Origin of the sequence: Microbacterium sp. Leaf436 (assembly GCF_001424715.1) — a bacterium.
GTDB lineage: Bacteria > Actinomycetota > Actinomycetes > Actinomycetales > Microbacteriaceae > Microbacterium.
In genome coordinates, this window is record NZ_LMRB01000002.1 from 773,117 (window position 1) to 792,328 (window position 19,212).

At 70.1% G+C, this 19,212-nt stretch carries 22 protein-coding genes; 16 read left to right on the forward strand and 6 right to left on the reverse strand.

From position 1 onward, the window contains the following. Positions 1-75: 75 nt before the first annotated feature. Positions 76-738, reverse strand: a complete 663-nt coding sequence (locus ASG45_RS07860) for a pentapeptide repeat-containing protein (protein ID WP_055835174.1) — start codon at positions 736-738, stop codon at positions 76-78. Between the two features lie 136 nt (positions 739-874). Here ASG45_RS07860 and dapF point away from each other — a divergent pair, with 136 nt between their 5' ends. Continuing rightward, the gene (gene dapF / locus ASG45_RS07865) at positions 875-1,729 is read left to right on the forward strand and encodes a diaminopimelate epimerase (protein ID WP_055835177.1); all 855 of its coding nucleotides are present in this window, start codon (positions 875-877) and stop codon (positions 1,727-1,729) included. Between the two features lie 93 nt (positions 1,730-1,822). Here the strand turns inward: dapF and ASG45_RS07870 are convergent, their stop codons facing one another. Beyond that, complete coding sequence (locus ASG45_RS07870) at positions 1,823-2,467, reverse strand: class I SAM-dependent methyltransferase (protein WP_055835180.1); 645 nt, start codon at positions 2,465-2,467, stop codon at positions 1,823-1,825. 99 nt (positions 2,468-2,566) lie between these two features. Between ASG45_RS07870 and hflX the strand changes: the two genes are divergently transcribed. After that, positions 2,567-4,084: a GTPase HflX gene (hflX, locus tag ASG45_RS07875; RefSeq protein ID WP_055835183.1), complete on the forward strand. Its 1,518-nt coding sequence runs from the start codon at positions 2,567-2,569 to the stop codon at positions 4,082-4,084. A 175-nt stretch (positions 4,085-4,259) separates the two neighbouring features. On the opposite strand, the gene ASG45_RS07880 is transcribed toward hflX, so the two are convergent. From ASG45_RS07880 to lexA, 3 genes are read right to left on the reverse strand one after another with little or no spacing between them, the layout of a single operon-like run. Next, entirely contained in the window at positions 4,260-6,146 is a 1,887-nt protein-coding gene (locus tag ASG45_RS07880; protein WP_055835186.1) for a S9 family peptidase, read from the reverse strand. Beyond that, positions 6,146-7,177: a hypothetical protein gene (locus ASG45_RS07885; RefSeq protein ID WP_055835189.1), complete on the reverse strand. Its 1,032-nt coding sequence runs from the start codon at positions 7,175-7,177 to the stop codon at positions 6,146-6,148. The genes ASG45_RS07880 and ASG45_RS07885 overlap by 1 nt, the downstream gene beginning before the upstream one ends. Positions 7,178-7,215: 38 nt before the next feature. Further along, entirely contained in the window at positions 7,216-7,905 is a 690-nt protein-coding gene (lexA, locus tag ASG45_RS07890) for a transcriptional repressor LexA (protein ID WP_055835192.1), read from the reverse strand. 257 nt (positions 7,906-8,162) lie between these two features. On the opposite strand from lexA, the gene ASG45_RS07895 reads away from it, so the two are divergent. The 6 genes from ASG45_RS07895 to ASG45_RS07920 are packed head-to-tail and all read left to right on the forward strand — an operon-like array spanning position 8,163 to position 12,542. Then, positions 8,163-8,513: a LysM peptidoglycan-binding domain-containing protein gene (locus ASG45_RS07895; RefSeq protein WP_055835195.1), complete on the forward strand. Its 351-nt coding sequence runs from the start codon at positions 8,163-8,165 to the stop codon at positions 8,511-8,513. 45 nt (positions 8,514-8,558) lie between these two features. Next, the gene (locus ASG45_RS07900) at positions 8,559-9,653 is read left to right on the forward strand and encodes a histidinol-phosphate transaminase (RefSeq protein WP_082509313.1); all 1,095 of its coding nucleotides are present in this window, start codon (positions 8,559-8,561) and stop codon (positions 9,651-9,653) included. After that, entirely contained in the window at positions 9,650-10,264 is a 615-nt protein-coding gene (gene hisB, locus ASG45_RS07905) for an imidazoleglycerol-phosphate dehydratase HisB (protein WP_055835202.1), read from the forward strand. The genes ASG45_RS07900 and hisB overlap by 4 nt, the downstream gene beginning before the upstream one ends. Further along, positions 10,261-10,911: an imidazole glycerol phosphate synthase subunit HisH gene (gene hisH, locus ASG45_RS07910; protein WP_055835204.1), complete on the forward strand. Its 651-nt coding sequence runs from the start codon at positions 10,261-10,263 to the stop codon at positions 10,909-10,911. The genes hisB and hisH overlap by 4 nt, the downstream gene beginning before the upstream one ends. Positions 10,912-10,957: 46 nt before the next feature. Next, positions 10,958-11,704: a bifunctional 1-(5-phosphoribosyl)-5-((5-phosphoribosylamino)methylideneamino)imidazole-4-carboxamide isomerase/phosphoribosylanthranilate isomerase PriA gene (gene priA / locus ASG45_RS07915; RefSeq protein WP_055835208.1), complete on the forward strand. Its 747-nt coding sequence runs from the start codon at positions 10,958-10,960 to the stop codon at positions 11,702-11,704. Continuing rightward, a complete protein-coding gene (locus tag ASG45_RS07920; RefSeq protein ID WP_055835212.1) occupies positions 11,688-12,542 on the forward strand; it encodes an SseB family protein in 855 nt (284 codons plus the stop codon). Before priA ends, ASG45_RS07920 begins: the two co-directional genes overlap by 17 nt. A 306-nt stretch (positions 12,543-12,848) precedes the next feature. Here ASG45_RS07920 and ASG45_RS07925 read toward each other — a convergent pair whose 3' ends face one another. Continuing rightward, positions 12,849-13,274, reverse strand: coding sequence for a DUF1844 domain-containing protein (locus tag ASG45_RS07925; protein ID WP_374754276.1), 426 nt, complete (start codon positions 13,272-13,274; stop codon positions 12,849-12,851). A 245-nt stretch (positions 13,275-13,519) separates the two neighbouring features. On the opposite strand from ASG45_RS07925, the gene infC reads away from it, so the two are divergent. The 8 genes from infC (at position 13,520) to ASG45_RS07965 (ending at position 19,207) form a co-directional block, all read left to right on the forward strand. Further along, positions 13,520-14,170 carry a translation initiation factor IF-3 gene (gene infC / locus ASG45_RS07930; protein WP_374754282.1) on the forward strand — a complete coding sequence of 217 codons (651 nt, stop codon included), beginning with the start codon at positions 13,520-13,522 and terminating at the stop codon, positions 14,168-14,170. Between the two features lie 47 nt (positions 14,171-14,217). Beyond that, positions 14,218-14,412, forward strand: coding sequence for a 50S ribosomal protein L35 (gene rpmI / locus ASG45_RS07935; protein WP_055835219.1), 195 nt, complete (start codon positions 14,218-14,220; stop codon positions 14,410-14,412). A 29-nt stretch (positions 14,413-14,441) separates the two neighbouring features. After that, a complete protein-coding gene (rplT, locus tag ASG45_RS07940; protein WP_055835222.1) occupies positions 14,442-14,825 on the forward strand; it encodes a 50S ribosomal protein L20 in 384 nt (127 codons plus the stop codon). A 102-nt stretch (positions 14,826-14,927) separates the two neighbouring features. Beyond that, on the forward strand, positions 14,928-15,725 hold the full coding sequence (locus tag ASG45_RS07945) for a TrmH family RNA methyltransferase (protein ID WP_055835225.1): 798 nt from the start codon (positions 14,928-14,930) through the stop codon (positions 15,723-15,725). A gap of 76 nt (positions 15,726-15,801) precedes the next feature. Then, a complete protein-coding gene (locus ASG45_RS07950) occupies positions 15,802-16,560 on the forward strand; it encodes an amino acid ABC transporter ATP-binding protein (RefSeq protein WP_055835228.1) in 759 nt (252 codons plus the stop codon). Positions 16,561-16,694: 134 nt separating this feature from the next. Beyond that, positions 16,695-17,594: a glutamate ABC transporter substrate-binding protein gene (locus ASG45_RS07955; protein ID WP_055835231.1), complete on the forward strand. Its 900-nt coding sequence runs from the start codon at positions 16,695-16,697 to the stop codon at positions 17,592-17,594. 60 nt (positions 17,595-17,654) lie between these two features. Beyond that, the gene (locus ASG45_RS07960) at positions 17,655-18,311 is read left to right on the forward strand and encodes an amino acid ABC transporter permease (protein ID WP_055835234.1); all 657 of its coding nucleotides are present in this window, start codon (positions 17,655-17,657) and stop codon (positions 18,309-18,311) included. Continuing rightward, entirely contained in the window at positions 18,308-19,207 is a 900-nt protein-coding gene (locus ASG45_RS07965; protein WP_055835973.1) for an amino acid ABC transporter permease, read from the forward strand. The genes ASG45_RS07960 and ASG45_RS07965 overlap by 4 nt, the downstream gene beginning before the upstream one ends. Positions 19,208-19,212 lie beyond the last annotated feature (5 nt).

Here is a 19,212-nt window from a genome sequence, read left to right on the forward strand (position 1 = left end):
CGCGGCGGTCAGCTCTCCCGGCGCCGGCTTCACGCGTCGGGCTCACGGCCGATCGCCGACCCGCGCCCGCTCGTGTCAGTCCCGGACGGTGATGCCGCGGTCCGCGGCCAGGAGCGGGGCCAGCTGCTGCAGCTGCATCGACGAGATGGTCGCGCCCCGCAGCGCCGACAGACCCGCGAGGCCTTCCAGCTCGGCGCCGCGGAGGTCGGTGTGCTGCAGCGTCGCCTGCTCGACGATGAGCTGCGAGATCCGGGTGCCGTTCGCGGCGAAGCGGGTGACCCGGGACTGCCCCAGGTCGAGTTCGTCGATCGTGCAGTCGGTGAAGGCGACGTCTTGCAGGTGGGACCCGCGCAGGTTCACGAATCCGAGTCGGCAGTTGACGAAATGCACGCCGTTCCAGGTCGACTCGTAGGCCTCGAGCGATCCCGTACGCGACCCCTCGATCTCGACGTCGCGCCACGTGGTCCGCGCCGACCGGACGATCGGCACGTCCCAGCCCGACAGCGCGGATTCGGACAGGTGCGCATACCGCAGCGTGACCTCGGGCGCGCGGAGGCCCTCGATGCGGCACAGCGTCAGTTCCGCGCTCTCGAGGTCGAGACCGTCGACGCGGAGGTCGCGGAACGACAGCCCCTCCAGGGCCGCCCGGGGAGCGAGGGCCGCGGGCTCTCCCGGATCGAGATCGTCCAGCGGAGGGCGATCGAACGAGGGCGCGACCAGGGCGGGGGGCTTCGGCATGGGTCTCCTCGAACGGAAGGGCGGAGGGCTGGGACAGCCTAGCGACCGCCGCGAAGAGCGCGTGCCGTCACCCGCGCGGTGCCGTTTCGCAGACGCCCCGGGAAGCGACCCCGACGCCCGCTCCTAGACTGGTCGCATGGCGACTCTCGCGTTCACCAAAGGCCACGGCACCGGCAACGATTTCGTGGTCGTGGCCGACCCCGACGGCGAGCTCGACCTGTCCGCCGCGCAGATCGCCGCGCTCTGCGACCGCCACTTCGGCATCGGTGCCGACGGTCTGCTGCGCGTGGTGCGCTCCTCGGCGATCGACGAGGGGGCGGATGCCATGGCATCCGGCGCCGAGTGGTTCATGGACTATCGCAACGCCGACGGGTCCGCGGCAGAGATGTGCGGCAACGGCACACGCGTGTTCGCCCGCTACCTCACCGACACCGGCCTCGCCTCGATCGAGGGGGGCCTGCGCATCGGCACCCGCGCGGGGGTCAAGACCCTCACCCGCAGCGATCGCGGCTTCGAGGTCGATCTGGGGGCCTACGCGATCGAGGCGGAAGAGACCCTCGTCCGCGCGAAGGGGCTTCCGGTGGCGCGACCGGGCGTGGGCATCGACGTGGGCAACCCGCACGTCGTCGTCGCGCTGTCGTCCGAGGCCGAGCTCGACGGCCTCGAGCTCGCCTTCCAGCCGGTGCTCGATCCCGCGCCGCGGCACGGGGCGAACGTGGAGTTCGTCGTTCCCGCCGATCCGCTGGTGCGTGACGGCGTCGGCGCGATCCGCCTGCGCGTCTTCGAACGCGGAGTCGGCGAGACGCTCAGCTGCGGCACCGGCGTCGCGGCCGCCGCTCTGGCCGTGCGGCACTGGGCGGGCGCGGCTGCTCCCGACTCGTGGGTCGTGGACACCCCCGGCGGCACGCTCGGGGTGCGGGTCGCCGAGGGGCGCGTGTTCTTGTCGGGGCCGGCATCGCTGGTGTTCACCGGCGAGGTCGCACTGGCCTGAGCCCGTCGATGGGCCGCGGTCCGGCGCGCGTCGAGGGGTCGTGGGAACCCCGCTGGTGGCCGGGATCGTTCCGTGCGCCTGAACGACGGCGACTCAGGCGATGATGTCGATCGGCTCGCTCGGCGGCGAGCCGTGACGGCGCACCCGGAGCACACGGAAACCGCGCCCGGTGGCGGCGCGCTGCACGCTGTAGCCGTTCTCGAACGTCGTGGACAGCCAGCGCTGCAGCGAGTCGGAGCCGAGGTTGCGCTGCACGACGAACCACCCGTCGCTGCGCTCGGTGAGCCGAGGGACCCAGTGCTCGAGCATGCCGTGCAGTTCGCTCTTGCCCACGCGGATCGGCGGGTTCGACCGGATGGTCCGGAACGACACGTCGTCGGGAACATCTTCCGGTCGCACCGCGTTGATGTTGGTGAGGCCGAGGGACTGCGCGTTCCGCCTCACGAGATCGAGAGCACGTTCGTTGACGTCGACCGCCCAGATGGTCGCGTGCGGTGAGGCGAGCGCGAGCGACAACGAGATCGGACCCCACCCGCACCCCAGGTCGAGGAAGTCCCCGCCGGCGGGAGGGGGAGGGGTGTTGTGCAGCAGCACCGAGGTTCCGGCATCCACGTGATCGGGACTGAAGACGCCACCCGCCGTCACGGCCTCGAATTCGCGCCCCGCGAGTGTCACTCGGATACGGCGGAGCTGTTCGGGACTCGACGGCGACGCGCTGAAGTAGTGCTCGCTCCCCATCCCCACAGAATATCCGACCCGGCCGCGCGACGCCGCGGGCGGCTAAAGTGCGAGAACACCAGGAAAAACCGTGGGAACACCCGCGGACGGAAGGAACACATGACCGAACAGACCACACCCCCGAGCACGGACGCGACGCCGGTCGACCCGGTGGACCGCGTGCTGTCGCGCGCCGAAGCGCACCGCGGGGTCCGGGTCTTCGGTGCAGCGCAGGCGCTTCAAGACGCCTCCACGGCGTACGGCGGCGACGCCGACGGCGACCAGTGGGACCGCGAGGAACGCGCAGCGCTGCGCCGCGTGGCCGGTTTGTCGACCGAGCTCGAAGACGTCACCGAGGTCGAGTACCGCCAGCTGCGCCTCGAGAACGTCGTTCTCGTCGGCGTGCACCCGCAGGGCGAGCAGGCCGATGCCGAGAACTCCCTGCGCGAGCTGTCGGCGCTCGCCGAGACCGCGGGGGCCGTCGTGCTCGACGGCGTTCTGCAGCGTCGTCCCCATCCCGACCCGGCGACGTACGTCGGCCGCGGCAAGGCGGCGGAGCTGCGCGACATCGTCGCCGCCGTCGGCGCCGACACCGTCATCGCCGACACCGAGCTCGCCCCGAGCCAGCGTCGCGCGCTCGAGGACGTCGTGAAGGTGAAGGTGATCGACCGCACCACGGTGATCCTCGACATCTTCAGCCAGCACGCGAAGAGCCGCGAGGGCAAGGCGCAGGTCGAGCTCGCGCAGCTCGAATACCTGCTGCCGCGTCTGCGCGGCTGGGGTGACTCGATGTCGCGCCAGGCCGGTGGACAGGTCGGTGCCGGAGGCGCGGGCATGGGCTCGCGCGGTCCGGGTGAGACGAAGATCGAGCTCGATCGTCGTCGCATCCGCACGAAGATGGCTCTGCTGCGCAAGCAGCTGCGCGACTTCGCCCCGGCGCGCGAGGCCAAGCGTGCCGAGCGCAAGCGTCACACCATCCCGTCGGTCGCGATCGCCGGGTACACCAACGCCGGAAAGTCCAGCCTGCTCAACCGCCTCACCAGCGCGGGCGTGCTGGTCGAGAACGCGCTGTTCGCGACCCTGGATGCCACGGTCCGCCGTTCCGAGACGACCGACGGGCGCGTGTACACGCTGACCGACACGGTCGGCTTCGTGCGCAACCTGCCGCACCAGCTCGTCGAGGCGTTCCGCTCGACGTTGGAAGAGGTCGGCGACGCCGACGTCATCCTGCACGTCGTCGACGCGTCGCATCCCGATCCGGCCGCGCAGCTGATGACGGTGCGCGACGTGATGGGCGATGTCGACGCGAACTTCGGTCAGGAGATCGTCGTCTTCAACAAGGCCGACCTCGTGACCGAGGACGAACGCCTGGTGCTGCGCGGCCTCGCCCCGAACGCGAAGTTCGTCTCGTCGCGCACGGGCGAGGGGATCGAGGAGCTTCGCGCCGCCATCGAGGACGCTCTGCCCCTGCCCGCCGTCGAGGTGCAGGCGGTCGTCCCGTACGACCGTGGTGACCTCGTGTCGGCCGTGCACGAGAGCGGACTCATCGTGGCGCAGGAGCACCGCGACACGGGGACGTTCCTGCACGCTCACGTGGGGGCGCGCCTGGCGGCCGAGCTGGAGCAGTTCGCGGCCTGACGGCCGTCGCACGACGGGCCCCCTCCGATCGCGGTGGGGGCCCGTCGGCGTGCGGTTCGGGGGCGCGCACCGTGCACGCCGACCTCGCCCCCGACGCTGTCCCGACGCGCGCGCCGACGCCTCGGCTTCTTCCGCACCGAGAGCCTGCATCGCCCGCTTCAGCCGCGCGACAGCCTCAGCTCAGCTCGAGCGGCGGAATACCGGGGGTCTCGAAGCCGAAAACCGCCCCGAGGAAGCCCAGTTCGCGTCGCAGGGAGTCGACTACCGTCTCGGCGCGGCGGAAGCCGTGGCCCTCGCCCTCGTACAGGACGTACGCGTGGGGAATCTCGTGCGCCGCGAGGGCGTCACGGATCGCCTCGGCCTGCGACGGCGGCACGACCCGGTCCTCGCTTCCCTGCAGGATGAGCAGGGGAACGCGGAAGCGCTCGGGATGGCTCAGAGGCGAGCGCTCCACGTACACCGCTTCGGCCTCGGGCAGCGGTCCGATCAGGCCGTCGAGATACCGGGCCTCGAAGTCGTGAGTGTCTTCGGCGAGGGCACGGGCGTCGCCCACGCCGTAGCGCGAGATCCCGGCCGAGAACACGTCGGTGTTCGTCACGGCGGCGAGCACCGTCCATCCGCCGGCGGAGCCCCCGGCGATCGCCAGGCGCTCGCGGTCGGCCAGACCCGCTTCGGCGAGGGCGGAGGCCGCGGCGGCGACGTCATCGACATCGACCACGCCCCACTGACCCTTCAGCCGGTCACGGTAGTCGCGACCGTATCCGGTGGAACCGCCGTAGTTCACGTCGAGCACGCCGATGCCACGGCTCGTGAAGAACGCCGTCTTGGCTGACGGCGCCGGACCCACGTGCGAGGTGGGGCCACCGTGCACGAGCACGACGTAAGGCGGGCGCTCGTTCTCGGGCGCGGCGACGTCGGGGTTCGTGGGCGCGTAAGCGAAAGCGTGCACGGGTCCGTGCGGCCCCTCGGTCTCGAGGGCACGGGCCGTCGGCATCCATTCGTCGCCCCAGGCCCCGGATCCACCGGTCACCAGGTCGACGGTGCCGGCGTCGAGGTCGACCGCCCACAGCCCCGAGCGGCCGCCGGCGTCGGAGCCCGACACGAGCACGCGGTGCCCGCGCACGTCATCGATCGCCGCGCCGGCCACGACGGGCACGTCCACCGGGCGCACGCCGGACGGCGCGATCTCGACGATCTCGTCGGCACCGTCGGTGCGGACGGCGACGATGCGCCCGTCGTCGGTCGCTCCGAACCACCGCGTCCCGAGCACCCACAGCCCGCCGCCCGTGTCGGCGTCGACCGGCGACACCGGCTGCGGCTCGCCGTCGAGGGGACGGCGGAACAGGTTCCACCGGCCGTCGGGGTCGTCGGCGTACAACAGCTCGTCGTCGCCGAGCCACACGGGCTGGAGCGGGGCGCGGCGCGGGGTGTCGGCGATCTCGCGCACCTCGTCGGTGCCGATCTCGGTCACGCGCAGGGTCGTGGCGTCCCAGGGCATGTCGGGGTGGTTCCATGCCACCCACGCGAGAGACCGGCCGTCGGGCGACAGCGCGGGCTGCGCGACGAAGTCGCTGCCCTCGGCGAGCACGTCGACGGCGCCGTCGAGCGAGATGCGCACGATGGCGCGGGCGGGAACGCGGTCACTCCCGTGCGTCTCGCGGACGGCGAGCAGGGTGCCGTGCTCGAACCGCAACCCGCCGTGGCGCACCGTGTCGTCGGCCGGCGTCAGCGCGCGCGCCTCGCCGCCCGGGCGAAGGGCGTAGACGCGCTGGTCGGTCTTCTCGACGTAGAACAGCTCCCCGTCGTCGGAGGCGGTCCAGGCCCCGCCGCCGTATTCGTGAACGGCGGAACGGGCGTTGGCGGGTGCGGGCAGCACCGTCTCGACCGCACCGTCGGTGCGGCGCCGTTTCACCGCGACGCGACCCGCCTCGGCGGGCACGGATTCCGCCCACCACACCTCATCGCCGACGAACAGCGCGCCGTCGATGCGGGGGGAGGACTGCGCCACCGACTCGGGAGTGATCGGGGAGGGCCAGGAACCGTAGGGGAGGGTGTCTGCCATCACTCCAGCGTAGGCCGGGGCTCCGACATCCGTCGGGGGCGGGCACGCCGGACGAGCAGGACGCCCGCGATGCCCGCGACGAGGCCGATGCCCAGAACCGTGTTCGCGGTGCCCACGAGACCGGACGAGAGCTGCCGCACCACGGCGTCGATCCCCGCGGCGTCGAAGCCCCGCAGAACGGCGGTGCGGTGCGCCTGCGCCGCGCCCACGGCGACCGCCACGAGCACGGCGGCCGAGCCGACGGCGACCGCGATGCCGGCGCCGATCAGCGCGCGCCGTCGACGGGGAGCGACGACGACCCCGCCGACCAGGAGCACGCCCACGAGCAGGGGTGCCGCCACTCCCGCCGTGGTGGCGGCCGCGTACGCCGACCGCACGGCCTGCAGCGTCGTTCCGTCGCCGAGGACCACGACCCGGTCGATCGGGGGGACCAGCGCGGCCACGGGCGATCCCTGCAGGTCCAGCTCGGCGACGATCGCCGAGACCACCCCGCCGATCTGCACGCCCAGGCCGTCCGGGGTCTGCACGATGATGCCGCCACCGTCGGAGGTGGCTCCGAAGACGAAGGCGCGGTGCGCGGTGCGCACGACCCCCGACCAGACGTCGGAGAACCGGTCGGAGTGCACCACGTCGGTCACCGCCTGCTGCGTGATCGATCGCAGCGAGTCGGCCGACGGCTGTGCCACCAGGCCGAGGACGCGCGCCGCTTCCTGCGGCACGCCGAGGGCGACGAGACCGTCGACGCCCGCGCCCGCGATCGCCGAGAAGTCGACCGACGCCGAGATGGCGCTCGTCGTCTCGGCGATGACGAGGTCTTGCACGGCGGGGTCGGACGAGAGGGGCGCGAGCGTGGCGACGAAGGAGTCCTCATCGACGAGCTGCACGCGCACCCAGGAGGCGACGAGGGCCACCGGCGTCAGCAGGGCCACCACGATCAGCACCACGACGGATGCCGTGACGCGCACCACGGTTGACGGCTTCGCGACGCGTTTCGTCGAGGTCGATGCGGTCGAGGGCGGGCCGACGGTCATGGCGCCATTGTGGTGCGCCCGCCGCCGCGACGCACGGTTCACACCGCGCGCAGCACCGCCACGATGCGCCCGAGCACGACGGCCTCGTCGCCGAGGATGGGCTCGAACGCGCTGTTGCGGGGGAGCAGCCAGGTGTGGCCGTCACGGCGACGGAACGTCTTCACCGTTGCCTCGCCGTCGAGCATCGCGGCCACGATCTCGCCGTTCTCCGCATTCGCCTGCGAACGCACGACCACCCAGTCGCCGTCGCAGATCGCCGCGTCGATCATCGAGTCGCCCGAGACCTTGAGCATGAACAACTCGCCCTTGCCGACGAGCTGGCGGGGGAGGGGGAAGATCTCCTCCACGTGCTGGTCGGCGGTGATGGGCACGCCCGCCGCGATCCGGCCCACCAGGGGCACGAGGGCGGCGTCGCCCACCGCGGGGGCGGAGTCGGCGGGGTTCTCGGCGGCGGTGCCGGGAAGGTCGATCAGCACCTCCATGGCGCGGGTCTTACCCGGGTCGCGGCGCAGATAGCCGCTGAGCTCGAGCTGGTTCAGCTGGTGCGTGACGCTCGACAGCGACTTCAGGCCGACGGCGTCGCCGATCTCGCGCATGCTCGGCGGATAGCCGTGCCGCGCGATCGATCGCTGGATGACTTCGAGGATCGCGAGCTGCTTGTCGCTGAGGTTCTTGCGCCGTCGCGTCTGCGGTCGTTCGCGCCCTGCGGCGGTCGTCGCGTCGGTCATCTGTGCTCCCCTCGCGCCGCGGGAAGGGCGGCGGAAATTCGAATGTCGGAGGTTGGTGATGAGGTCTCCGTGTCGAAACCGTATCCGGTCGACGACACGAATGACACGGAGCCGCACGCGTGTCGCGTTCGATTCGTTTCCGACAACCGGTGTGTTGACACCGTCGCAGTATCGAAGATAGATTCGGAATACAGATTCGCACACCGCCCTCCCGGCCGAGGGCGGGGTGCGAATCTCTCCCCACCAAGGAGCACACCATGAGCAGCATCACCTCCACCGCCTCGACGACCCGCCTGCGTATCACCGCCCGCGGGCGCCGTGTCGTCGCCTTCGTCGTCGCCCTCCCGCTCGCCGTCGCCCTCGGCGTCGCCGCCGTCGGTGGGGGAGCAGCACTCGCCTCGGGCGACGCCGGCGCACCGGCCGGTTCGTTCACGGAGATCACGGTCATGAGCGGCGAGACCCTGTGGTCGATCGCCGAAGACATCGCCCCCGCGGCCGATCCGCGCGACGTCGTCGCCGAGATCACGCGTCTGAACGCCCTTCAGGGCGGCTCGCTCGCGGCCGGTCAGCGCATCGCGATCCCCACCGAGTACATCCAGGCCGGCTGACCTCCGCGGGTGCGCGATGAGCCGCTCCTCGGCACGCCGCCTACGATGGGTGGGGTGACCGTACGCCTCGATGACCTGCCTCTTCGCGACGATCTGCGGGGGATGACCCCCTACGGAGCCCCGCAGGCCGCCCTGCCCGTGGCTCTCAACGTGAATGAGAACACGCATCCGGTTCCGCCCGAGGTGGCCGATGACATCCTCGACGCCGTGGCTCGGGCCCTGCGCGACGTCAACCGGTATCCCGACCGCGAGTTCACCGCTCTCCGAGAGAGCTTCGCCGCATACCTCGGTCATGGCCTGACGCGCGAGCAGATCTGGGCGGCCAACGGCTCCAACGAGGTGCTCCAGCACATCCTGCAGGCCTTCGGTGGACCGGGCCGGACGGCCATGGGCTTCGCGCCCACCTACTCGATGTACCCGATCCTCACCCGCGCGACGGGCGCGCGATGGATCGCCGGGGAACGCGCGCACGACTTCTCGCTGAGCGCCGAGGCCGCCGCGGCCCAGGTGCGTGAGCACCGCCCCGACATCGTCTTCCTCTGCGCGCCGAACAATCCCACGGGTACCCCGCTGCGTCTCGATGTGATCGAGGCCGTGTACGCCGAGACCGACGGCATCGTGATCGTCGACGAGGCCTACCAGGAGTTCGCTCCGCGTGACGAGCCCTCGGCCGTGTCGCTGCTGCCCGGTCGCCCGCGTCTGGTGGTGTCGCGCACCATGAGCAAGGCCTTCGCCTTCGCCGGCGCACGCGTGGGGTACCTGGCCGCCGATCCTGCTCTGGTCGACGCGCTGCGACTCGTCCGTCTTCCGTACCACCTGAGCGCGCTCACGCAGGCCGCCGCGACGGCGGCCCTCGTGCACGCCGAGACGATGCTGTCGATGGTCGACGAGATCGTCGCGCAGCGCGACCGCATCTCGGCCACCGTGGCCGCCCTCGGGTACACCGCCCACGAGTCGTGGACGAACTTCGTGCTCTTCGGCGGCGTCGACGACCCCGCCGCCACGTGGAAGGCGCTGTACGACCGCGGTGTGCTCATCCGCGACGTCGGCATCGCGCACCACCTGCGTGTCACGGCCGGTACCGACGACGAGACCACCGCGTTCCTCGACGCCCTCGCCTCGGTAGGATCGCGGTCATGACCGGCCCCGCCATGCCCCGTACCGCCTTGATCACGCGCGAGACGAGCGAGTCGCGCATCGAACTCGAACTCGACCTCGACGGTCGCGGGGTCAGCGACATCCAGACCACGGTGCCGTTCTTTGACCACATGCTCACGGCCTTCGCCAAGCACTCGCTGACCGATCTGCGGGTGCGCGCGACGGGCGACACCCACATCGACGCCCACCACACGGTCGAGGACACCGCGATCGTGCTCGGTCAGGCGATTCGTCAGGCCCTGGGCGACAAGTCGGGGATCGCCCGCTACGGCGACGCGCTCGTTCCCCTCGACGAGGCGCTGGCGCAGGCGGTCGTCGACATCAGCGGTCGCCCGTACCTCGTGCACACCGGTGAGCCCGTGGGCTTCGAGCACCACCTCATCGGCGGACACTTCACCGGTTCGCTCGTGCGTCACACGTTCGAGGCCATCTCGATCCACGGCGGCCTCACCGTGCACGTGCGCGTTCTGGGTGGGCGCGACCCGCACCACATCGCCGAGGCCGAGTACAAGGCGTTCGCGCGCGCCTTCCGTCAGGCCAAGGCGCTCGACCCGCTGGTCGACGGCATCCCCAGCACCAAGGGTGCGTTGTGACGCGCAAGCCCGTCGTCGCGGTCCTCGACTACGGTTCCGGCAACGTCCACTCGGCCGTCAAGGCGCTCATCGAAGCCGGTGCCGACGCGCGACTGACCTCCGACCGCGCGCTGCTCCTCGACGCCGACGGGCTCCTCGTGCCCGGCGTGGGTGCCTACAGCGCGGTCATGGGCGCCTTGAACGCCAGCCGCGGGGGAGAGATCATCGACCGGCGGCTCGCCGGGGGTCGCCCGGTGCTCGGTATCTGCGTCGGCATGCAGGTGATGTTCGAGCGGGGTGTCGAGCGCGGTGCCGACACCCCCGGGCTCGGTGAGTGGCCGGGCACGGTGGGCGAGCTCGAAGCGCCCGTACTGCCGCACATGGGCTGGAACACCGTGGCGTCCGGAGACGGGTCGCGCCTGTTCCAGGGCATCGAGAAGGAGCGCTTCTACTTCGTGCACTCGTATGCGGCGCAGCAGTGGTCGCTCGAGGTCACGCCGCCGTTCCCGGAGCCCGTACTGACGTGGTGCACGTATGGCGCACCGTTTCTCGCGGCGGTCGAGAACGGTCCGCTGTCGGCGACGCAGTTCCACCCCGAGAAGTCGGGCGAAGCCGGCATCCGGCTCCTGGCCAATTGGATCGACGGGCTGCGCACGACTACTGTGTGACCTCGTGCCCAGGCTCGGCGAAGTGCGCTGACGGGTGCGAGGAGCCATGAACGATTTCGCGTCGACGCCCGAACTTGTCCTGCTTCCCGCGGTCGATGTGGCCGACGGCAAAGCCGTCCGCCTGACCCAGGGTGAGGCCGGCACCGAGACCAGCTACGGCGACCCCGTCGACGCCGCCGCGGACTTCGCACGCCAGGGCGCGCAGTGGATCCACCTCGTCGACCTCGACGCCGCCTTCGGTCGCGGCAACAACGCCGCCGTGATGCGCAAGGTCATCAAGCAGGTCAAGGGCGTGCAGGTCGAGCTGTCCGGCGGCATCCGCGACGACCGCTCCCTCGAGGCCGCCCTCGAGAGCGGCGCGAGCCGCATCAACCTCGGCACGGCCGCACTCGAGAACCCCGAGTGGGCCGCCGATGTCATCAACCGTTACGGCGAGGCGATCGCCGTCGGCCTCGACGTGCGCGGCACCACGCTCGCCGCGCGCGGCTGGACCCGCGACGGCGGCGACCTGTGGACCGTCCTCGACCGGCTCGAAGACGCCGGCTGCAGCCGCTACGTCGTCACCGACGTCACCAAAGACGGCACGCTCCGCGGCCCGAACATCGAACTGCTGCGCGAGATGACGCAGCGCACCCCGAAGCCGATCGTGGCGTCGGGCGGGGTGTCGAGCCTCGACGACATCGCGGCGCTGCGCGACCTGGTACCGCTCGGCGTCGAAGGCGCGATCGTGGGCAAGGCACTGTACGCGGGGCAGTTCACGCTCGCTGAGGCACTGGATGTCGCCGGACACTGACGGTCCGCACGGCCACGGCGCGCACGGGCACGACCAGCGTGCGCACGCTCCGCACACGGACGCCCTCCATTCGGATGCCGCGAACGCGGATTCCGCCGGCGTCCCGTGGGAGGGACGCAGCTTCCAGTCCAACCCGCACTCGGGTGACGACGGTTCTGCCGACCCCGCCCTACTCGCAGCTCTTCTGGCGTTCCGCGCCGGTGAGGGAGACGCGCGTGCGGTGGTCGACGCCTACCGCGAGGCGCGCCTGCTGATCCCGCTCGTCGCCGAGAAGGGCGACCACGGCATCGGCGCGCACGGCCTCGAGGTCGACAAGACGCAGGAGCTGTCGATCGTGACGGTCGCCGCTCCCGACGGCCGCAAGGTTCTGCCGGTGTTCACGTCGGTGACGGCGCTGCAGACCTGGGACGCCTTGGCCCGACCGGTTCCCGCCGACGGGCGTCGCACGGCCCTGGCCGCAGCCTCCGAGGACACCGAGCTCATCGTCGTCGATCCGGGGTCGGAGACGGAGTTCGTCATCCGCCGCCCCGCCGTCTGGGCGATCGCACAGAGCGAGGCGTGGGAGCCCGCGCACACGTCTCCCACGATCTTCACCGGCCTGCAGGAGAGCATCTCGGGCGAGCTGGCCGTGCTCGACCTGGCCGTCGAGGCGGGAGACCCGACCGGACGCCTGCGCGGTCCCGAGCTGGTGGTGCATCTGCAGCTGATGTCGGGTCTCGCGCAGGAGGAACTGGATGCCGTGCTCGCCCGCGTCGCCCGCCGCTGGGCCGCCGACGACCGCATCGCCGTGCTCGTCGACTCCCTGACGGTCAAGCTGCACCGCAGCACCGAGGCCTGAGTCCCGCGTTCTTCCGGGAGCCTGCCTGCCGGGAGTGGGCGGCGTCGTCGATCGGGGTGGGGGCCGCTGCCCCCCACCTCCCGGGTGTCACGGAGGAGTCGGCCTGCGGCACAGGGCGCAGGGATGCCATCCTCCCGGGTCAATCAGGGAAGGGACAACGCCTCATACCCCTACGGGTGTCACGGTGGAGTCGGCCTACGGCGCAGGGCGCAGGGATGCCATCCTCCCGAGGCAATCGGGGAAGGGGCCCCGTTCTTGCCTCGGGAGGATGGCATCCCGGAGCCCGGTACCCCCAGAACGAACGACCTACGTGACGGGCCCCGTCCACTTCTCGCCCGGCCCCTTACCGATGGGGTCGGGGATCACCGACGCCTCGCGGAACGCGAGCTGCAGGGAGCGGAGGCCGTCGCGCAGGGAGCGGGCGTGCATGTCGCTGATCTCGGGGGCTCCGGCGGTGATGAGGCCGGCGAGGGAGTTGATGAGCTTGCGGGCCTCGTCGAGGTCGAGCTGCTGCGCGGGGTTGTCGGCCAGGCCGGTCTTCACGGCGGCGGCGCTCATGAGGTGCACGGCGGCGGTGGTGATGACTTCGACGGCGGGGACGTCGGCGATGTCGCGGGTGGCGGAGGCGGAGGCGCGCTCCTGCTCTTCCCAGCGGGCGAGGCGCTCGTCTTCGGCTCCGTGGCGGTGTGCGGCGCTGTCGTCGGCGGGCTGGTCGGGGGGGATCGTGTCCACGTGAATCTCTCTGCTAGACTATGGCGGGCTTCGGAGTGCTTCACTCCGGACGAAAGAGGATGAAATCCCACCCGCGCTTGCCGCTCCAGGCTACCGGGTTCCCGCACTCCGCTCCGTTTCGCACGGGGTTGTCTGGGTGCAGAAGCCGGTGCTGGTAGCACTGTGCCGGGTGGCGTGTTTCTCCTCTTCGCCCGCGATTCCCGTGGATCGCGGCGGCCGTCATCCGTAGACAAGAGGAGTTCCGCATCAGCGATCCCCGCACCAACGAGCGCATCCGAGTCCCGGAGGTCCGTCTCGTCGGACCCAACGGCGAGCAGGTCGGCATCGTCCGCATCGAAGCTGCGCTGCGCCTGGCCCAGGAAGCGGACCTCGACCTGGTCGAGGTTGCGCCGAGCTCGAAGCCGCCCGTGGTCAAGATCATGGATTACGGCAAGTTCAAGTACGAGGCCGCTCAGAAGGCCAAAGAGACGCGCCGTAACCAGGCCAACACCGTGCTCAAAGAGGTTCGGTTCCGCCTGAAGATCGAAGCGCACGACTACATAACCAAGCTGAAGCGCGCCGAGGGCTTCCTCCAGGCGGGCGACAAGGTCAAGGCCATGATCCTGTTCCGCGGTCGCGAGCAGTCGCGTCCCGACCAGGGCGTGCGTCTGCTCCGCAAGTTCGCGGAAGACGTCGCCGAGTTCGGCACCGTGGAGTCCAGCCCCACGATCGACGGTCGCAACATGGTCATGGTGGTCGCGCCTCACAAGAACAAGTCCGAGGTCAAGACCGAGCAGAACGCGCAGCGCACGGCGAACCGTGAAGCAGCACGCAGCGCCGCCCGCGGCGACTCGGACTCCGAGGGTGAGCCCACCGCGGCTCCCGCAGACCAGCCCACCTCGGCCCCCGCCGAGTAAGGCCCCCCAGACTCCCGCCCGGCGGGAAACACAACGAAGGAAGAGACATGCCGAAGCAGAAGACCCACTCCGGTGCCAAGAAGCGTTTCAAGTTGACCGGCAGCGGCAAGCTCATGAAGCAGCAGGCCGGCATGCGGCACAACCTCGAGGGCAAGGCGTCCAAGCGCACCCGTCGCCTGAACCAGGAGCAGGTCCTGGCCAAGGGTGACGCCAAGGTCGCCAAGAAGCTCCTCGGCCTCTGAGCGCCGACGCACGTTAGGAAGAAGAAGAAATGGCTAGAGTCAAGCGGGCAGTAAACGCCCACAAGAAGCGTCGCGTCATCCTCGAGCGCGCGTCCGGTTACCGCGGTCAGCGTTCGCGCCTGTACCGCAAGGCCAAGGAGCAGGTCACCCACTCCCTCGTCTACGCGTACCGTGACCGTCGCAAGCGCAAGGGCGACTTCCGTCGTCTGTGGATCCAGCGCATCAACGCGGCGTCCCGCCAGAACGGCATGACGTACAACCGCTTCATCCAGGGCCTCGGCCTCGCGGGTGTGCAGGTCGACCGTCGTATGCTCGCTGAGCTCGCCGTGAACGAGCCGGCCGTGTTCGCCTCGCTCGTCGCGACCGCGAAGGCGGCGCTGCCCAGCGACGTCAACGCCGCGAAGACCGCGTAATACGCAGTTCCTCGTCGAACGGGCGTCCTCTTCGGAGGGCGCCCGTTCGTCGTTCCTGCGCGGCGTCCGGAGCGCATACCGCAGACGCCATACACTGAGGACGTGCTCGAGAACCCCCGTTCGCCCCGGGTGCGCGCCGTGGCAAAACTCAGCAAGCGCGCCGCCCGTCAAGAGACCGGTCTGTTCCTCCTCGAGGGACCGCAGGCGGCCCGCGAGGCGTTGGCGTGGGCACCAGAGACGGTGATCGAGATGTACGCGACCCCGACAGCCCTCGAAAAGCACGGCGATCTGCGCGAGGCCGCCGAGGCCGCGGGCGTCGACCTGCAGTACACGACCGAAGCGGTCCTGGATGCCATGGCCGACACCGTCACGCCGCAGGGCATCGTCGCCGTGGCCCGCCAGTCGCCGACCGCCCTGAAGGACGTTCTGGCAGCGGGCCCCCGCCTCATCGCCATCTGCGAGGAGGTGCGCGACCCCGGCAACCTCGGCACCATCATCCGCGCGGCCGACGCGGCGGGAGCCGACGCGGTGATCCTGACCGGTCGCACGGTCGACCCGTACAACCCCAAGGTGGTCCGCTCGACCACGGGGTCGCTCTTCCACCTGCCCGTCGCCGTCGACCTCGAGCTGGCCGACGTCGTCGCGCGGGTGCACGAGGCGGGGATGCGGGTGGTGGCCGCCGACGTCGAAGGCGGTGACTTCTTGGCATCCCGCGACATGCTCGCCGAACCCACGGCATGGCTGTTCGGGAACGAGGCGCGCGGTCTCGACGACGAGGCGTTGGCGCACGCCGACATCGCGTTGCGGCTGCCGATCTACGGGCGTGCCGAGTCGCTCAACCTCGCCACCGCGGCCAGCGTCTGCCTCTACGAGACGGCGTTCGCGCAGCGCGATCGCTGAACCCCTGCTGTTACAGATCGGTTAAGGCGCGCGCCGGAATGTGGTCGGGCGCCCAGCATCCTCATAGGGTGTTGACATGGCATCCGTTCCCCCGAAGACCGAGCCCCTGGTCGTCGTCAGCGACGTCCAGAAGCACTATGGACAGTTCCAGGCTCTGAAAGACATCGACCTCACCGTCGACCGCGGCGAGGTCGTCGTCGTCATCGGACCCTCGGGTTCGGGCAAGTCGACGCTGTGCCGCACCATCAATCGCCTCGAGACCATCACGAGCGGGACGATCACCATCGACGGCAAGGAGCTTCCCAAAGAGGGGAAGGGCCTGGCCGAGCTGCGCGCCGACGTCGGCATGGTGTTCCAGTCGTTCAACCTGTTCGCCCATCTCACGATCCTCGAGAACGTCACGCTCGGCCCCCTCAAGGTCCGCAAGATGAAGAAGGCGGATGCCGAGAAAGAGGCGCGCGCGCTCCTCGAACGCGTGGGCGTCGGTCACCAGGCCGACAAGCTCCCCGCCCAGCTCTCGGGCGGTCAGCAGCAGCGTGTCGCGATCGCCCGCGCCCTGGCCATGAAGCCCAAGGTCATGCTCTTCGACGAGCCCACCTCGGCGCTCGACCCCGAGATGATCAACGAGGTGCTCGACGTGATGGTCGGTCTCGCCAAAGACGGCATGACGATGATCGTCGTGACGCACGAGATGGGCTTCGCGCGCAAGGCCGCGAACCGCGTGGTGTTCATGGCCGACGGGCAGATCGTCGAGCAGGCGACGCCCGAACAGTTCTTCACGAAGCCCGAATCCGATCGGGCGAAGGACTTCCTGTCGAAGCTCATCACCCACTGACGCTCTTCCCCTTGACGGCGATGAACGAGGAGGTTCTCCCGCCGACCGCCTGGTTGCCGTTCCCCCCGGTCTATCTCGCGCGCCGTCACCGACGACCCTTATCCGCACAGCACACGTAACCAAGGAGACATCACATGCGTAAGACACGTTTTCTCGCCGGCGCGAGCATCGTCGCCGCCGGCCTTCTGGCCCTGACGGCCTGTAACAGCGGCACCCCGGGCGCGGCTCCCGGCGCCGACGGCGGCACCGAATCGACGCAGCTGTGGGAGGTCGCCTCCGACGTCTCGCTCGACGGCAGCCCCACCTACGACCGCATGGTCGCCGCCGACAAGGTCATCGTCGGTGTGAAGGAAGACCAGCCCGGTCTCGGCTTCAAGGACCCGGTCAGCAACGAGCGCGGCGGCTTCGACGTCGAGATCGCCCAGTGGATCGCGGCCTCGCTCGGCTTCGACGCGGACCAGATCGAGTACAAGACGATCCCCTCGGCCAACCGCGAGCAGGAGCTCGTGAACGGCAACGTCGACTACTACGTCGGCACCTACTCGATCACCGACAAGCGCAAGGCGCAGATCGACTTCGCCGGCCCCTACCTGATCACCGGTCAGGGCCTGCTCGTCGCCGCCGACAACGAAGACATCACCGGCCCCGACGACCTCGCCGGCAAGATCGTCTGCTCGGTCACCGGTTCGACGCCGCTGCAGCGCATCCGCGACGAGTACGCCCCCGGCGACACCGTCGAGTACGACACCTACACGCAGTGCCTCGAGCAGCTGCGCGCGGGTTCGGTCGACGCGGTGACCACCGACCAGGCGATCCTCGCCGGTTACGTCGCCCAGGAGCCCGACGCGTTCAAGATCGCTGGCGACACCTTCAGCGAGGAGCGCTACGGCGTCGGCCTGCCCAAGGGCGACACCGTCCTGAAGGACCACATCAACACCCTGTTCAACGACGGCGGCGACGTCTGGACGGCGCTGTTCGAGAAGAACCTCGCGCCCGCCGGTATCAAGGGCGACCAGCCCACCGCCGACGAGTGATCCGTTCGGGGGCGGTGCACCGCACCGCCCCCGAACCCCCGACCAAGATAAGGAGCACGCATGGGCGTCATCACCGACAACCTCGACGTGTGGAGCGAGGCGCTCGGCGGAACCCTTCTGCTGTTCTTCGCGGGCGGAGCGCTGGCCCTCGTGCTCGGCCTCATCGTGGGCGCCATGCGCGTCTCGCCCGTGCCGATCGCCCGCGGTGTCGGCACGTTCTATGTGAGCGCGATCCGCAACACCCCCCTCACGCTCGTCTTCTTCGCGTTCGTGTTCGCGCTGCCCCCGCTCCTGGGGCTGCGTCTGACGGGCGACGTCTCGCTGACGCTCGGGATCTGCGCCCTCGGCATCTACACGGCGACGTACGTCGCCGAGGCGATCCGGTCGGGCGTGAACACCGTCCCCGTCGGTCAGGCCGAGGCCGCTCGAGCGCTCGGCCTGGGCTTCGGCCAGGTCATGACGCTCGTCGTGCTGCCGCAGGCGTTCCGTTCCGTGATCCCCCCGATGATGAGCGTGTTCATCGCGCTGCTCAAGAACACGACCGTCGCCGCGGGCTTCTCGATCGTGAACCTGGGTTCGGTTCGCAACTACCTCAGTGAGCGCGGAGAGAACGCGTTCGTCGTCATCCTGTGGGTGATGGTCATCTTCGTCGCGCTCGTCCTGCTGCTGTCATGGCTGCAGCGAACGCTCGAGAACCGATGGAGGGTCGCACGATGAGCAGCGTCCTGTACGACGTCCCCGGTCCCAAGGCCGTCGCCCGCAACCGCGTCCTCGGTGTCGTCACGATCCTGGTCGTGCTCGGCATCATCGGATTCTTCGTCTGGCGTCTCGCCGACACCGGTCAGTTCACTGCCCAGAAGTGGTCGGCGTTCACCTACACGAACGTGTGGGCGCAGATCGGCGAGGCCACGATGCGTACCATCGCCGCCTTCGTCGTGGCCGCCCTCGGTGCGCTGGCCCTGGGCTTCGTGCTCGCGATCGGCCGCCTGTCCGATCACAAGTGGGTGCGCTGGCCGTTCACCGCCGTGATCGAGGTCTTCCGCGCGATCCCGGTGCTCGTGTTCATGTTCCTGCTCTACTACGGCTTCCCCGTCCTCGGCATCCGCATGGAGCCGTACTGGGCCGTCGTCATCGCCCTCATCTGCTACAACGGCTCGGTGCTCGCCGAGGTCATCCGCGCGGGTGTGGAGTCGCTGCCCAGCGGGCAGGCCGAGGCGGGCTACGCCGTGGGCCTGCGCAAGGCCGGGGTCATGCGCCTCGTGCTGCTGCCGCAGGCGATCCGCGCGATGATGCCCGTCATCATCGCCCAGCTCGTCGTGACCCTGAAGGACACGGCTCTCGGCTTCATCATCACGTACCCCGAGCTGCTGTTCTACGCGAAGTACATCGGTGCGCAGCCGAGCGTGGGCTCGCCCATCATCCCGGCGACGATCATCGTCGGTGCGATCTACATCGCCCTCTGCCTGCTGCTGTCTTACGTGGCGACCCTGGTCGAGAAGCGTCTGCGCCGGTCGCCGCGCGTCGGCCAGGTGGCCGCCCCCGTGCAGCCCCCGCAGCAGGGCGGCACCGACACGGCGCTCATCGTCGCCCAGCGCGGCGGTCGGGCGATCTGATCGAA